The sequence below is a fragment of the Caballeronia sp. SEWSISQ10-4 2 genome (genome assembly GCF_030464885.1).
In the GTDB taxonomy this organism is placed as follows: Bacteria; Pseudomonadota; Gammaproteobacteria; order Burkholderiales; family Burkholderiaceae; genus Caballeronia.
In genome coordinates, this window is the sequence record NZ_JALPRJ010000024.1 from 38,532 (window position 1) to 53,719 (window position 15,188).

The window sequence follows — 15,188 nt, forward strand, 5'->3', positions numbered from 1 at the left end:
AAGTGAGTCGATAAAGCGAGCCGATAATCAGGCGGCGTTAAACACGTCGCGATAGCCCAGGAACAGTTCCTCGAAAACCAGCCGCGCGTTCAGCGGATGATTTTCCACCGCGCGTTGCCGCGTCACCGTCTTTTGAAAGCGGGCAAAACGCTCGGTATCGATCTGCTTGGCGCAGCGCTCGAGCGCCTTCGATGCCGCCGGAAAGTAGCGTGGACGCCCCGCCGTTTTCTGCGCGAGCAGATCGTAAAGCCAGCGCTGGAGCCAGCCGAGCACCATGGGTACCGGCAGCTTCTGCAGGTTTTCACCGCACGCAAAAGCGTCGCAAGCGGGACCTTCAGCCAGTTGCGCCAGCGCGAAATCGCGCAGCGCACGGTTTTCATCGGTGGCGAGCGCGAGTGCGGTCAGTGGCGCACCGCCCGCTTCCGCCAGCAAAGCCGCCGGACGCTCAACGCCCTGCTGCGCCAGCCATGCAACGGTGGGCTCGGTGGCGGGGAGACTCATTGGCCATTGACGGCAGCGGCTGATGATCGTCGGCAGCAAGCGGTCAATCCGCGCCGTCACGAGGATAAACACGACGCCCGCCGGCGGCTCCTCGAGCGTCTTGAGCAGCGCGTTCGCGGCGAATACATTGATCGATTCGGCCGGATACACGAGCACGACCCGCAAACCGCCGCGATGCGAACCGATACTAAAAAAATTCATCAGCCCGAGCACCTGATCGATCTTGATCTCCTTGCTCGGCACCTTCGATTTCTTGCCGTCCTCGGCGTCCGCCGCCTTGTCGTCGCTGATCAATTCACCGGCGAGCGCCTCGGGCAGCACTGCGCGATAGTCGGGATGGTTGCCCTGGCTGAACCACAGACAGGCAACGCAGTGTCCGCACGGTTCGCGCGTTTCAGTCGGAGATTCGCAGAGCAGGCTTTGAGCAAGATGCTGCGCGAATTGCAATTTGCCAATACCCGCGCGACCGTGCAGGAGCAGCGCGTGCGGCCAGTTCGTACGCAGTTGCTCAAGACGGGACCAGTCATCGGTTTGCCACGGATAGATCATGAAAAGTCTTTTGGATCAGGTGTTTGTGACGTAATCTTGCGAGTTTAAATTTACTTTAACTTGCAATTAAAATTCAATCAATTCAAATGCTTGCAGACAATATTTGAGGTTTTTTCGAGGTTGATGCAGCGCTGCTTTAACGCTGAAGAGCCTTCGAGCACAGAGACTTAAAGTGATTTATATTTTATAAAATATTTATAAAAATCATATATTTGCGATCACTTTCTCAAGTTGTTTCTGTATGTCGATGATCGACTGCGTAGCGTCGATTATCACAAACCGCTCCGGGGATTCCGCCGCTCGCCGCAAATACTCGGCCCTCGTGCGACCGAAAAACGAATCGGATTCGCTCTCGAACTTGTCCGGCGAGCGGACTGCGCCGCGCCGCTCACTGGCTACGTTCGTCGGTACGTCGAAGAGCACGGTCAGGTCCGGCTGAAAACCGCCCTGCACCCACCGCTCCAGCGCTTCCAGCTTGTCACGCGGCAGGCCACGACCGCCACCCTGATACGCGAAGGTGGCATCGGAGAAACGATCCGACAGTACCCAGTCGCCCCGGGCCAGCGCCGGTTCGATGATCTGGGCCAGGTGTTCCCGGCGCGCGGCGAACATCAGCAGCGCCTCGGTTTCGAGATCCATCGGCTGATTGAGCAACAAGTCGCGCAGGCTTTCTCCGAGCGTCGTGCCGCCGGGTTCGCGCGTGATCACGACCGAGCGGCCCGTCGATGCGATTTTTTCGTCCAGGCGCTGACGAAACCACGCGAGGTGCGTCGTTTTACCCGCCCCGTCGATGCCTTCAAACGTAATGAATCTGCCGCGCACCATCATTGACCCCGGATGTACTTGTCGACGGCCCGATTGTGGTCGCCGAGATTGTCTGAAAAGAAACTGCTGCCGTCACCGCGCGACACGAAATAGAGTGCCGAGCTGGACGCAGGATTGACCGTCGCCGCGAGCGCCGCGACGCCCGGCAGCGCGATCGGACCGGGCGGAAGCCCCATGCGCGTGTAGGTATTGTACGGAGTGTCGGTTTGCAGGTCTTTCTTGCGCAGCCGGCCGCCGTAGGCGGAGCCCAGGCCGTAGATCACCGAAGGGTCCGTCTGCAGCGGCATGCCGATGCGCAACCGGTTGGCGAACACCGCCGCGACCAGCGGCCGGTCGGTAGCGCGCCCGGTTTCCTTTTCGACGATCGACGCCATGATCAGCGCGTCGTACGGCGTCTTGTACGGCAGATTCTGCGCGCGGGTATTCCAGGCTTCGGTCAGGCGCTGCTGCATCAGTTTGTACGCGCGTTTATAGACGGCGATATCGCTCGTGCCTTTATCGAAGAGATAGGTGTCGGGGAAAAACAGGCCTTCCGCGCTCGCCCGCGCAATCACGTCGTCCGGCGCGCCGATCGCCTTCAGCAGATCGGTGTCGGTCATACCCGCCGTGTCGTGCTGCAGCGCCGGATTGCCGTCCAGTTCGTTACGCATTTTCTGGAACGTCCAGCCTTCGATCACCGTCGCCACGTACTCGTTGACGTCGCCGCGAGCGATTTTCTGCAGCATCTCGTACGGCGTGATGCCCTCCTTGAACGCGTAGTTACCGGACTTGAGCTGCGAAGAAAGACCGAGCGCGCGCGTCATCAGCACAAACAACTGCTGTTGGACGTGCGCGCCGCCGCGGTCCAGCTGGAGGGCCACGCTGCGCAACGTGCTGTGGGATTTGATGGTGATGTCAAGTTCAGGTGAGGCCAGGTCGACCGGGCTGTTCGCCCACTTGAACATGCCCGCGACGGACGCACCGGCAACCACGACCGCGACGACAGCCGCGATCAAACATTTCTTTAAAAGGGACATGCGAAACACGCTCGGGATTAGACCCATATAATAACTTTGTTCGCATCCGTCAAAGTCAGGTTCATGAATTCCCCGACCGTCTCATCGCTTTCGTCCCCTTTCGATGCCGTCCTTCATGCAGGCGTGTTCGTGCCGCTGACGCAGTTCGGCATCATCGACACCACCGGCGACGACGCCGCTGCTTTCCTTCACACGCAATTGACGAGCGACGTCCAGCATCTCGATGCATCCACAGCGCGTCTGGCCGGTTATTGCTCGCCGAAAGGCCGCTTGCTGGCGTCGTTCCTGATGTGGCGCTGCGGTGACGCCGTGCGTTTGATGCTCGCCGCCGACGTGCAGGCATCGGTGCAAAAACGCTTGTCGATGTTCGTGATGCGCGCAAAAGCGAAGCTCGTCGATGCCACCCCGTCGCTCGCCGCCGTCGGTTTTGCCGGCGATGTCCGCAAGACGCTGTCCCATCTCTTCGACGCCATGCCCGACGGCGTGCATGTGAAAGTGGACGGTCCGCTGGGTTCGCTGATCCGCGTCCCCGATGCCGCAGGCCGGCCGCGCTTTTTGTGGGTTGGCCCGAAAGCCGAAGTCGAAGCGCGCCTCGCCGGGATGGAGAACCAGTTGACGCGCGCGCCGGCCGAGGTATGGGACTGGCTCGACATTCACGCCGGCGAGCCGCGCATCACGCACGCGACTTCGGAGCAATTCGTCCCGCAAATGGTCAACTTCGACGTGCTCGGCGGCGTCAATTTCAAGAAAGGGTGTTATCCGGGGCAGGAAGTTGTCGCGCGCAGCCAATATCGCGGCACGATCAAGCGGCGGACGTCTCTCGCCCATGCCGATGCCGCTAAACCCGGCGACGAACTGTTCCACTCCGACGACCCCGGCCAACCGTGCGGCCTGGTAGTCAACGTCGCGCCCGCGCCCGGCGGCGGCGTGGATGCGCTCGTTGAAATCAAGCTCGCGGCCCTGGATCAGGGGTCGGTGCACGTCGGCGCAGCCGATGGCCCAACGCTTAAATTTTCGCCGCTGCCGTATGCGCTGCCGAGCGAAGCCTGACTTATCGCGGACGGTTCGCTCATGTGCCTGATCGTCTTCGATTGGCAACCGGACGCGGTGTCGTCGGGTTTTGACCGTCCATTGATCACGCTCGCCGCCAATCGCGACGAGTTTTTTCATCGTGAAACGGAGCAGTTGCACTGGTGGAAAGACGCGCCTGGCGTGCTAGCTGGACGCGATCTCACGGGCGGGGGCACCTGGCTTGGTGTCACGCGCGATGGCCGTTTCGCCGCGTTGACGAATTATCGGGCGCCGGCGGAAATGCAGCCCAACGCGCCCACTCGCGGCACGCTCGTCAGCGACTTTTTATCCGGCGAACCGGTCGCGCCGATGGTCTATCTGGACGCCGTGGCCCGCGAGGGACATTTGTACAACGGCTTCAATCTGATCGTCGGCGACTTTACGCGGCGGGAACTCGCCTGGTACGGTAATCGCGCCGATGCCCCGCCTTCGCTGCTCGATGCGGGCATCCACGGGTTATCGAATAGTCTGCTCGACACGCCCTGGCCCAAGCTCGTCGCGCAACGCGAGGCGTTAAGAGACCTGGTTCATGTCGACGAAAGACCGTCGCTGGACCAGTTGATCGAGACTATGCGCAACCCTCAACTCGCCGATGACCACCTGCTGCCGTCCACCGGTATCTCGCTTGAACGTGAGCGCGTGTTGTCGGCGGCGTTTATCGAGTCGGAAGGTTATGGCACGCGCAGTACGACTGCTCTGCGGGTGGCGGCCCTCGACGGCGAATTGACGCTGCAAATCAAAGAACTCAGCGACGACGACGGCTCACATCAGATCACACGCCCCGGTGCGTTCGAACGAAGCGATGCGTTCACGATCGTGCGGGTGGCTTAGAACCTTCAGGCTGGACTTTGTGCGCGTAAAGTTTTCGGCGCTCCTCTCTAGCTTTCACTGACGTCCAGGTATCGGCGCAACGCATTCACTGCATCCGCGTGCGCGTTCGCCACGTCCGGCACGAAACCGCCCATCTTGAAGAACTCGTGCGTCATGCCTTCGTAGCGGATCAATTCGACCGGGACGTGCGCTCTTTCGAGTTTGGCCGCATACGCTATGTCTTCGTCGAAAAGCGGATCGTGATCGGCGGCGGCAATCCACGCTGGAGCGATGCTGGTGAAATCCGGCATGGGTCCACGCGCGTCCAATGGGGCAAAACGCCAGTCGTCGCGGTCTTTATCGTTGCGTAGATAGTGCGCGAAAAACCACTGGATAGTTCTCGCCGATAACACAAAACCCTCGGCAAATTGCGCATGCGATTGCGTGTCCTGCCGCGCGCTTACGCCGGGATAAATCAGCAACTGGAGGCGTAGTGCGATGCCGGCATCGCGTGCGAGCAATGCGCACACGGTTGCAAGCGTGCCGCCCGCGCTGTCTCCGCCGACCGCGAAACGCGTGCTGTCCAGACCGAGCGAGGGTGCTTGCGCGTGGAGCCATGTGAGGGCGTCGAAGGCATCGTGCACGGCGGTTGGAAACGTGTGCTCGGGTGCGAGCCGGTAATCGACCGATGCCACCGCGCAACCGGAGTCAGCGGCGAGGCGTCGGCACAGTGAATCGTGGGTATCGATGCTGCCGACCATGAAACCGCCGCCGTGAAAGTAGACCAGCGTTGGTGTGGGCGCGGCCCAGTTGGGTTCGACAGGGTAATAAAGGCGCGTTCGAATGGATGCGTGATCGCGCGTGGGGACATCGAATTCGTGAACGTCGAACATCTCTGCCGGCGCGATGTCGAGGATCAGCGCGCTGCGCTCGTAGGAAGCCCGCGCAGCAGTTGGTTCAAGCGTATGGAACGGCGGCCGCTTGGCCTTCGCGATAAGTTCGAGTACCTGTGCAACGGCGGGATTAAGCGGCATGGGCAGTGGCTGGCGTTGAAAGCTCACGATGATGACATAAGGCCGGCGTCAACTCACTTTCGTCCTACGTCCGCGCCTTCACCTCCGGCTTCAACGACAACGGATCGGTCGGGTTGCGCAGTTGCGTGATGTCATCGAAACGCAGTTGCACCGACGCCAGAATCTTCGGATGCGTCAGTACATAAAACCGCCGTTCGCGCACGGCGTCGAAGGTCAGTTCCGCTACCTGTTTTGCGCTCAGCTTCCCGCCCTCCACCGCCTTCGTGAGCTGCTGGCCGGCCATGCGTTGTGAAGCCGTCAGAGGTTCATCGTTGCGCAAGCCCTCGGGGCGCACCCGCTCGGCATTCGCAATGCCCGTCGGCACGAATGCGGGACACAGCAAGGAACAATCCACGAGCCCACCGACGATCTTCAAGTCGTGATACAGCGTCTCCGTCAACGCGACGACCGCATGTTTCGATGCGTTATAGACGCCCATCCCCGGCGCGGACAGCAAACCCGCCACCGACGCCGTGTTGACGATATGCGCGGGTTCTTTCTGCGCGAGCATCAACGGCGTGAACACGCGCACGCCGTTCGCGACGCCCATTACGTTGACGCCGAACACCCACGCCCAGTCGTTCGCGCTGCTTTCCCAGACAAAACCGCCCGTGCCGACGCCCGCGTTGTTGAAGAGCAGATGCACGGCGCCGTATGCATCGATGGTTGCGCGTGCGAGGGCGTCGACTTGAGTTGCATCCGAGACGTCCGTATACACGCCGAGCGCTTCAGCGCCTGAAGCGAGCGCCAGCTCCACCGTTTCCGCGAGGCCTTTGACATCGACATCGGCGAGCACGAGCTTCATGCCAAGCGCCGCGCCCTTCAAGGCAAACTCGCGGCCAAAGCCGCTGCCGGCACCCGTGATCACGGCCACCTTGCCGTCGAACTGGTTCACTGTGTCTCCTTCGATCTTATAAACCCGAACGTTCAGATCAGCTTGACGAGCTGCTTGCCGAAGTTCTTGCCTTTCAGCAATCCGAGAAACGCTTCCGGCGCGTTTTCGAGTCCCTGCGCGATGGTTTCGCGATATTGCAGCTTCTTCTGCGCAACGAGGCCGCCGAGTTGTTTGAGCGCCTCGGGCCATACTTCCGGCGATTCGCTGACGATAAAACCCTGCACCTTCAAGCGCTGCGTGAGTAGCAGGGCGGGTTTTTTGAGCGGCATCGGCGAGCCGTCGTAACTGGCGATCATTCCGCACAACGCAATGCGGCCGAACGCGTTCATGCGCGACAGCACGGCGTCCAGTATCTCGCCGCCGACGTTTTCGAAATAACCGTCGGCGCCGTCAGGCAACGCCGCCTTGAGGTCCTCATAGAGGTTGCCGGCTTTATAGTCGACGCACGCGTCGAAGCCGAGCGTCTCGGTGACATAGCGGCATTTGTCCGCCCCGCCCGCGATGCCCACCGCGCGGCAGCCCGCCGCTTTCGCCAACTGGCCGACCACACTGCCCACCGCGCCGCTCGCCGCGCTGACGACGACCGTTTCACCCGCTTTCGGCTCGATGATCTTGTTGAGTCCGAGCCACGCGGTCACGCCGGGCATCCCGACCGGGCCGAGATACGTTGAAAGCGGAATATGGGTATCGTCGACCTTCCGCAGCCCCTTGTCATCGGACGTACCGAATTCCTGCCAGCCATACATCCCGACCACCTTGTCGCCGACAGTAAATTTCGGATTCTTCGATTCCACCACTTCGCCCACGGTCCCGCCGATCATCACCTCGTTGAGCGGCTGCGACGCGGCGTATGACTTCGATTCGTCCATGCGGCCGCGCATGTACGGATCGAGCGAGAGGAAGTGATTGCGCACCCGCACTTGCCCGTCGGCCAGCGGCTCGAGCGGGGTTTCGACGAGTTTGAAGTTATCGACGCTTGCCGCGCCTTGCGGGCGCGAAACGAGGAGGATCTGGCGATTGATTGAATTGTGTTCTGACATCGTGATACTCCTGTGCGGTCCCGGGATAAGCCAGGGCGCGAGCCGCGCCCTGGTAGCGGCGTCAGGCGTCGCTGGGACCGGGTGTTGCGGACGGATCGGAACGAAGGCGTTGCTGCGCGATATCGCGGCCGACGGCGAGCTTGCGGATGTATTTGAAGGTACCGAGCGCTTTGGCGACGAAGTGGCCTTCGCTGTCGCGGATTTCGCCTTCGCAATACGCCATGGTGGTGGAGCGATGCAGCACGCGGGCAAACGCGCGCAGTTCGCCGCGGCCGGGTTGCATGAAGTTGACTTTCATTTCGACGGTGACCACGCCGATACCGTCATCGGCCAAGCTGCGCGCGGCCATCGCGAGGGCGACGTCGGCGAGGGTCATGGTCACGCCGCCGTGTGCAATGCCCCAGGTATTCATGTGCGTGCCGGTCAATGGCAGCACGACTTCGCTTGAGCCATCTTCGGCGGTGACCAGCTGCACGCCGAGCGAATCGACGAACGGGCTTTCAGGGAGCATGGAGAAATCGGTCATGGCCTCAGACTTCGTAATCGATGCATTGACGCGATTCACGTACCGCTGCAACGAAGTCCTTGATCGCCAGGTGCTTGGGGTGAACCTGATAGGCCTGGAGGGCTTGCTGATTGTCGAAATCGGAGACAAGGACCACGTCGTACGTGGCTTCGTAGCCGGGCTGCGCAACGCCGACTTCGAAGTGGCCTTGGCCCGAAACGATGCTGCGGCAGGTTTCGAGCGCGGCTTTCAGCTTGACGATGTTTTCAGCGCGAGTGGCGCCCTCGGCGCTTTCCTTCAACTTCCACATGACGATGTGACGTAACAAGACGGGCTCCCGGTTGTAGCGAATGATTTGTGCCGATCGCCCAAGCGTATCAAAAACGCCGGGCGACCGTACAAAATCACACCACTTCAAACAACCCGGCTGCGCCCTGCCCGCCACCAATACACATCGTCACCACGACAAACTTCGCGCCGCGCCGCTTGCCTTCGATCAATGCATGACCCATGAGCCGCGCGCCCGAGACCCCATACGGATGCCCCACCGCGATGGCGCCGCCGTTCACGTTCAGGCGGTCGGCGGGAATACCCAACGTGTCGCGGCAATAGAGCACTTGCACAGCGAACGCTTCGTTCAGTTCCCACAAGTCGATGTCGCTGACCTTGAGACCCGCTTTCTTCAGCAGCTTGGGCACCGCGAACACCGGCCCGATCCCCATTTCATCCGGCTCGCAACCCGCAACGGCGAAACCCCGGAAAATCCCCAGCGGCTTCAGCCCTTCCTTCTCGGCGAGCGAAGCGTTCATCACGACACAAGCCGATGCGCCATCGGAAAACTGGCTCGCATTGCCCGCCGTGACAACGCCGCCGGGCATCGCGGTGCGAATCTTCGATACCCCTTCGAGCGTTGTATCGGCGCGAATGCCTTCATCGGAAGATAGCGTGACTTCCTTCGTGAACATGCGGCCCGTGGCTTTGTCGGCGACACCGGCGAGCACCGTGATCGGCACGATTTCGTCGTTGAACTTGCCCGCAGCCTGAGCCGCCGCCGCGCGCAATTGCGACTGCACGCCGTACTCGTCTTGCCGCTCCTTCGAGATCTCGTAGCGTTTGGCGACGTTCTCGGCAGTCTGCAACATCGACCAGTAGATGCCGGGTTTGTGTTCCTTCAACCACCCGTCGAACAGCATGTGCTGGTTCATCTCGTTCTGCACACACGAGATGGATTCCACACCGCCCGCCACATACACGTCGCCTTCACCGGCGATCACGCGTTGCGCCGCGAGCGCAATGGCTTGCAGCCCCGACGAACAAAAGCGGTTGACGGTCATGCCCGGCACGCTGACCGGCAGGCCTGCCCGTAGCGCGATCTGCCGCGCGATGTTCATGCCGGTCGCGCCTTCCGGATTTGCGCAACCCATGATCACGTCTTCCACGCGCGCCGGGTCGATGCCCGCGCGCGCCACAGCCGCTTGTGTTGCATGGCCGCCAAGCGTCGCGCCGTGGGTCATGTTGAATGCGCCGCGCCAGGATTTGGCGAGGCCCGTGCGTGCTGTCGATACGATTACCGCGTCAGTCATGCTTGTCTCCACTTCGAATACGAATAGTGTTGTCGGTTTATCCGGATCATCCGGTCCACCGTGTTCAGCGCAGCAAGTCGGTCGATCCGATCCGCGATACACCCGCCGCCGTCATCTGCTCCCACGCCCGCGCAAGCGAGCCGTCGAGATCGATCGCGCGACAGGCATCGTCGATAACGACCGCTTCGAAGCCCGCGCTGCGCGCATCGAGCGCGGACCACGCGACGCAATAATCCGTCGCCAGCCCGCAGCAATAGACGCGCTTCACGCCGACATCGCGGAGATACCCCGTGAGGCCTGTCGGCGTCTTGCGATCGGCTTCCATGAAGGCCGAATAACTATCGACATCCACGTGATGACCCTTGCGAATCACCAGCCGCGCGTGCGGCACGTGCAGATCGCGATGCAGCGCCGCGCCGTCCGTGTCCTGCACGCAATGCGTCGGCCACAGGACTTGCTGACCATAGCTCAGCGTGGCCATGTCGAAAGGCGCGCGCCCTGGGTGATGTTCGGCGAATGAAACATGCTTCGCCGGATGCCAGTCCTGGGTCAACACGACATGCGAAAACGCATTCGCCAGCCGATTGATCACGGGCACGACTTCGTCACCGTGAGCAACCGGCAATGCGCCGCGAGGCATGAAATCATTCTGGACATCTATCACGAGCAGGACTTCGTCAGCGCCTTTCATCGCAGATCTCACCGGGTAGTTGCTAGCTGTTGAAGCCGCGGCCTGCCGCAGCCAGTTCGGTTACGCGCGCCGCGGGTTTCCATGCATCGCCGTTGGGTTGCGCGGCGTACTTGCGCATCGCGCGCTCGACGTTGTACAGGCCGACCGTATCCGCATACAACATTGGTCCGCCGCGATACAGCGGGAAACCGTAGCCGGTCAGATAGACCATGTCGATGTCCGATGCCTTCGATGCAATCCCTTCCTCCAGGATCAGCGCGCCTTCGTTGACGAGCGCGAACACCAGCCGCTCGACAATCTCATCGTCGGAAATCTTGCGGCGCGTGACGTCTCGTTCTTTTGAATACGCCACGACCATCTCGTCCACGATCTTCGACGGATGTGCGGCCCGATCGCCCGCCTTGTAGTCGTACCATCCCGCACCTGTCTTCTGTCCGAAGCGTCCGGTTTCGCACAAGCGGTCCGCGATCTTCGAATACTTCAGATCCGGCTTCTCCAGATAACGCCGCTTGCGAATCGCCCAGCCGATGTCATTGCCCGCCAGATCGCTCATGCGGAACGGTCCCATTGCAAAGCCGAACTTTTCGATGGCGCGATCAACCTGCGCCGGCAACGCGCCTTCTTCGAGCATGAAGAGCGCTTGGCGCAGATACTGCTCGATCATCCGGTTGCCGATAAAACCATCGCATACGCCCGACACCACGGCCGTCTTCTTGATCTTCTTGGCGAGTTGCATGACGGTCGCGAGCACGTCCTTCGACGTCTTCGCGCCGCGCACGACTTCCAGCAACTTCATGACGTTGGCCGGGCTGAAGAAGTGCATACCGACCACGTCTTCGGGACGCTTGGTGAACGCGGCGATCTTGTCGACATCCAGCGTAGACGTATTCGATGCGAGGATCGCTCCCCTCTTCGCCACCTGATCGAGCTTCGAGAACACTTGCTCTTTCACGCCGAGTTCTTCGAATACCGCTTCGATGATCAGGTCGGCGTCTTTGAGGCCCTCGTAAGCGAGCGTGGGCGTGATCAACGCCATGCGTTCTTCCAGTTTCTCCGCCGTCAGACGGCCCTTCTTCACGGCGCTTTCGTAGTTCTTGCGGATGGTGGCGAGACCGCGATCGAGCGCTTCCTGCTTCGTCTCGAGCAGCGTGACCGGCAATCCTGCGTTGGCGAAATTCATCGCGATACCGCCGCCCATCGTCCCCGCGCCAATCACGCCAACGCGTTCGATCTTGCGCACAGGAGTGGTCGAAGGCACGTCCGGAATCTTGCTCGCCGCACGTTCGCCGAAAAATGCGTGCCGCAGCGCACGGCTTTCCGGCGTCTGCACCAGCGCGACGAAACATTCGCGCTCGGCGGCCAGGCCTTTATCGAAACCGAGTTTCACGCCGGCGTCCACTGCATCGATACATTTGAGCGGCGCCGGAAAGTTCTTCGCCATCGGCGTGACCATGTTGCGCGTGAACTGGATAAAACCTTCCGCGTTCGGATGCTCGATCTTGCGATCACGAACCTTCGGATGCGGGCCGCTTTGCGCGCCCACTTTTTGCGCAAATTTGACGGCTTCGCCGAGCAGGTCGCCTTCTGCCATCTGATCGAACAAGCCCGCGCCGGCCAGTTTCTCCGACATCACCGGCGCACCCGACACAATCATGTTCAGCGCAGTCTCCAGGCCGACCGCGCGCGGCAAGCGCTGCGTGCCGCCTGCGCCCGGCAGGATGCCGAGCTTGACTTCGGGCAACGCGATCTGCGCGCCCGCCAACGCCACGCGATAATGCGCGCCGAGCGCCAGTTCGAGGCCACCACCCATTGCCACGCTGTGGATTGCGGCCACGACAGGCTTGGTGCTCCCTTCCACGACCTTGATGACCGTGTGCAGCGTGGGTTCCTGGGTCGCCTTGGGCGTGTTGAATTCGGTGATATCGGCGCCGCCGGAAAACGCCTTCCCTGCGCCGACGATCACGATCGCGCTGACGGACGCATCCGCCTGCGCGCGCTCGACGCCTTCGACAATGCCCAGTCGGGTGGAGAATCCAAGGCCGTTCACCGGCGGATTGTTCAGCGTAATAACGGCGATGCCGTTGCGGGTCGTGTAATCCACTGCCATTTGTCTACCTCCATTCGATGCCTGCGCTAACCAGATTTTCCGGGAAATTCCCGAAAAGCGCTGATTATCCTGTTGCCGTGATTGTGAGTTGCCCGATAAGAATACACAAAAAAGAACGCTCGTTCAATTTCATTAAATTTGAGTTGGAGGAAAGCCGGGAGGAAACGGGTGGATATCGAGGGAAATGTGTATGAATCAACGGAGCACTATACGACTCAGGCTCGCTGTGGCGGTGCAAGCATGTTCTCGATCAGCCGAACGATGGTTTCCTTTTGGGGCGGCGCTGACTCGGCTGCGTTGCGCTCCATCCGAGCGCGGTCGAGCGTCCAACCTTGGGTCAAATGGCCACGCAGAACGCCAGGTGCCCACTAACGAAACAGCGTGCCGCGTTTCGAATTGGCCCGATAGCCGACGCTGATGATCGCGTCCAGAATGTAAAATTTCACAGGCTTATCTGAACCAGCAATGTGCAAATATTGCACATTGCTTTCCTCGATCAATTCACCATCCTTGAAAACATTCTTCAGGTGCTTGGTAATCACAGAACGTTCACGACCAAATAGTTCGGCCATCTGTTCTTGCTTCAACCACAGCGTATCCCCTTCCAACCGTACCGCCACCGGCGCGCCGGCCTCGGGTTGGTAAATCACCAATTCGCTCATGAATTTCCCATGCCTGGCTTGCTTGCCCAATGCGAATCGCACGGCGGCAGGAAAGAGGCTTTCAAGCAACGACGGCGCTTATACGACTTTATCTTTGCTCAACAAGGGGGAAACGCACCAGAGAGGGAACCGGGCCGCTCGCTTGTGGCCCGGCTTAAACACGAAAAACAGGAGAATCAGACGACTTTTTCGTCGACACCCGGCAGCACATGTTCACGATACAACTCGCGCAGCCGTAGCTTTTGCAGCTTGCCGGTGGCCGTATGCGGGAGTTCATCGGCGAAAATAATGTCGTCGGGCTTCCACCACTTCGCCACCTTGCCGTCGTAGAACGCGAGCAATTCCTCACGCGTGACGCTCGCTTCGGGTCGCAGTACGACCACCACCAGCGGCCGTTCCGTCCACTTCGGATGCGAACACGCAATACACGCCGCTTCCGCCACCTGCGGGTGCGACATCATCACGTTTTCCAGATCGATCGAGCTGATCCATTCGCCGCCCGACTTGATCACGTCCTTGCTGCGATCGGTGATGTGCATGAAACCATCGGCATCGATAGTCGCTACATCGCCGGTCGGAAACCAGCCGTCGATCAGCGGCGAATCGTCCTTGCGAAAATACCGGTCAATCACCCACGGCCCGCGTACGTGCAGGTCGCCGAACGACTTGCCGTCCCACGGCAGCGCGCGGCCGTCATCGCCGACGACTTTCATGTCCACGCCGAATATCACGTGACCCTGCTTCTCACGCAGATGCCGTTGTTCTTCCGGCGAGCGTTGCTGCTGTTTCCAGGTCAGTTTGGCGAGCGTGCCGAGCGGCGACATCTCCGTCATGCCCCAAGCGTGAATGACTTCCACGCCGTAGTCGTCCTCGAATGCACGCAGCATGGCCGGCGGACACGCCGAGCCGCCGATCACCGTGCGCTTGAGCGTAGTGAAGCGCACCTCCGCCTGCTTCATGTAGTTCAGCAAGGCGAGCCAGACCGTTGGTACACCTGCCGAAAACGTCACGCCCTCGGCTTCCATCAGTTCGTAGAGCGCTTTGCCATCGAGACAATTGCCGGGCAGCACCAGCTTCGCGCCGACCAGCGGCGCGGCGTGCGGAATGCCCCAGGCGTTGACGTGGAACATGGGCACGACGGGCAGGATCGCGTCACGGGCGGAACAGCCCATGGCGTCCGGGAGCGACGCGCCGAACGCGTGCAGCACGGTCGATCGATGGCTGTAGAGCGCGCCCTTTGGATTACCGGTCGTGCCCGATGTGTAGCAGAGAAACGATGCAGAACGTTCGTCGAGGACTGGCCACGTGTAGTCGCCGTCGTATTTCGCCAGCAGCGTTTCATAGCTGAGCACGGGCGTGGCCATATTGGCGAGATGGGTGCTGATACAGGTCTCGTCACCCAGCGCAATCCAGCCCTTCACGTTCGGACACTCCGGCGCAATGATGTCGACGAGCGCGCTGAACGTCATGTCGAAGACGATGTATTCATCGTCAGCGTGATTGACGATGAACGCAACCTGATCGGGGAACAGCCGCGGGTTGATCGTGTGGCAGACGGCGCCCATGCCAGTCACGCCGTAATAGCATTCCAGATGGCGATATCCATTCCACGCCAATGTACCAACCCGTTCGCCGGGTTTTACATCCAGTCCGATCAATGCCTGCGCCACTTGTTTCGCGCGCTTTTCGCAATCGCGCCAAGTATAGCGATGAATATCGCCTTCAATACGGCGCGAGACAATTTCGGTGTCGCCGAAATGGCGTGCAGCGTGGGATATCAACGATGAAGCGAGCAGCGGTACATCCATCATCTGGCCGAAAAGCGGCGACGTCATGGGCGAGTTCCTCACAAGTCCGGAT

General features: G+C 60.7%; 15 protein-coding genes. 2 read left to right on the plus strand and 13 right to left on the minus strand.

What is annotated here, in order from left to right; translation table 11 throughout:
- Nucleotides 1-27 precede the first annotated feature (27 nt).
- The 3 genes from M0D69_RS17775 to mltG all read right to left on the minus strand — a co-directional run bounded on the left by M0D69_RS17775 (nucleotide 28) and on the right by mltG (nucleotide 2,891).
- A complete protein-coding gene (locus M0D69_RS17775; RefSeq protein WP_301783268.1) occupies nucleotides 28-1,050 on the minus strand; it encodes a DNA polymerase III subunit delta' in 1,023 nt (340 codons plus the stop codon).
- A 204-nt stretch (nucleotides 1,051-1,254) separates the two neighbouring features.
- On the minus strand, nucleotides 1,255-1,875 hold the full coding sequence (gene tmk, locus M0D69_RS17780; protein ID WP_047897296.1) for a dTMP kinase: 621 nt from the start codon (nucleotides 1,873-1,875) through the stop codon (nucleotides 1,255-1,257).
- Complete coding sequence (gene mltG, locus M0D69_RS17785; RefSeq protein WP_301783269.1) at nucleotides 1,875-2,891, minus strand: endolytic transglycosylase MltG; 1,017 nt, start codon at nucleotides 2,889-2,891, stop codon at nucleotides 1,875-1,877. Before mltG ends, tmk begins: the two co-directional genes overlap by 1 nt.
- Before the next feature lie 63 nt (nucleotides 2,892-2,954).
- On the opposite strand from mltG, the gene M0D69_RS17790 reads away from it, so the two are divergent.
- Together M0D69_RS17790 and M0D69_RS17795 are read left to right on the plus strand one after the other, a co-directional pair.
- Complete coding sequence (locus tag M0D69_RS17790; RefSeq protein ID WP_301783270.1) at nucleotides 2,955-3,941, plus strand: folate-binding protein YgfZ; 987 nt, start codon at nucleotides 2,955-2,957, stop codon at nucleotides 3,939-3,941.
- A 21-nt stretch (nucleotides 3,942-3,962) separates the two neighbouring features.
- Entirely contained in the window at nucleotides 3,963-4,793 is an 831-nt protein-coding gene (locus M0D69_RS17795; RefSeq protein ID WP_301783271.1) for an NRDE family protein, read from the plus strand.
- A gap of 47 nt (nucleotides 4,794-4,840) precedes the next feature.
- On the opposite strand, the gene M0D69_RS17800 is transcribed toward M0D69_RS17795, so the two are convergent.
- From M0D69_RS17800 to M0D69_RS17845, 10 genes are all read right to left on the minus strand, one after another.
- A complete protein-coding gene (locus M0D69_RS17800) occupies nucleotides 4,841-5,806 on the minus strand; it encodes an alpha/beta hydrolase (RefSeq protein WP_301783337.1) in 966 nt (321 codons plus the stop codon).
- Between the two features lie 64 nt (nucleotides 5,807-5,870).
- A complete protein-coding gene (locus M0D69_RS17805) occupies nucleotides 5,871-6,740 on the minus strand; it encodes an SDR family oxidoreductase (RefSeq protein ID WP_301783272.1) in 870 nt (289 codons plus the stop codon).
- 32 nt (nucleotides 6,741-6,772) lie between these two features.
- Entirely contained in the window at nucleotides 6,773-7,780 is a 1,008-nt protein-coding gene (locus M0D69_RS17810) for an NADP-dependent oxidoreductase (protein ID WP_301783273.1), read from the minus strand.
- Nucleotides 7,781-7,841: 61 nt separating this feature from the next.
- A complete protein-coding gene (locus M0D69_RS17815) occupies nucleotides 7,842-8,306 on the minus strand; it encodes a PaaI family thioesterase (protein WP_301783274.1) in 465 nt (154 codons plus the stop codon).
- A 4-nt stretch (nucleotides 8,307-8,310) separates the two neighbouring features.
- Nucleotides 8,311-8,613, minus strand: a complete 303-nt coding sequence (locus M0D69_RS17820; RefSeq protein WP_301783275.1) for a Dabb family protein — start codon at nucleotides 8,611-8,613, stop codon at nucleotides 8,311-8,313.
- 76 nt (nucleotides 8,614-8,689) lie between these two features.
- Nucleotides 8,690-9,868: an acetyl-CoA C-acyltransferase gene (locus M0D69_RS17825; protein ID WP_301783276.1), complete on the minus strand. Its 1,179-nt coding sequence runs from the start codon at nucleotides 9,866-9,868 to the stop codon at nucleotides 8,690-8,692.
- Between the two features lie 64 nt (nucleotides 9,869-9,932).
- Nucleotides 9,933-10,559, minus strand: coding sequence for a bifunctional nicotinamidase/pyrazinamidase (gene pncA, locus M0D69_RS17830; protein ID WP_301783277.1), 627 nt, complete (start codon nucleotides 10,557-10,559; stop codon nucleotides 9,933-9,935).
- A 22-nt stretch (nucleotides 10,560-10,581) separates the two neighbouring features.
- Nucleotides 10,582-12,666, minus strand: a complete 2,085-nt coding sequence (locus M0D69_RS17835; protein ID WP_301783278.1) for a 3-hydroxyacyl-CoA dehydrogenase NAD-binding domain-containing protein — start codon at nucleotides 12,664-12,666, stop codon at nucleotides 10,582-10,584.
- 368 nt (nucleotides 12,667-13,034) lie between these two features.
- Nucleotides 13,035-13,328 (minus strand): hypothetical protein, encoded by a 294-nt coding sequence (locus tag M0D69_RS17840; protein WP_301783279.1) that lies wholly within the window; start codon nucleotides 13,326-13,328, stop codon nucleotides 13,035-13,037.
- A gap of 176 nt (nucleotides 13,329-13,504) precedes the next feature.
- A complete protein-coding gene (locus tag M0D69_RS17845; RefSeq protein WP_301783280.1) occupies nucleotides 13,505-15,163 on the minus strand; it encodes a 3-(methylthio)propionyl-CoA ligase in 1,659 nt (552 codons plus the stop codon).
- Between the last annotated feature and the right edge of the window lie 25 nt (nucleotides 15,164-15,188).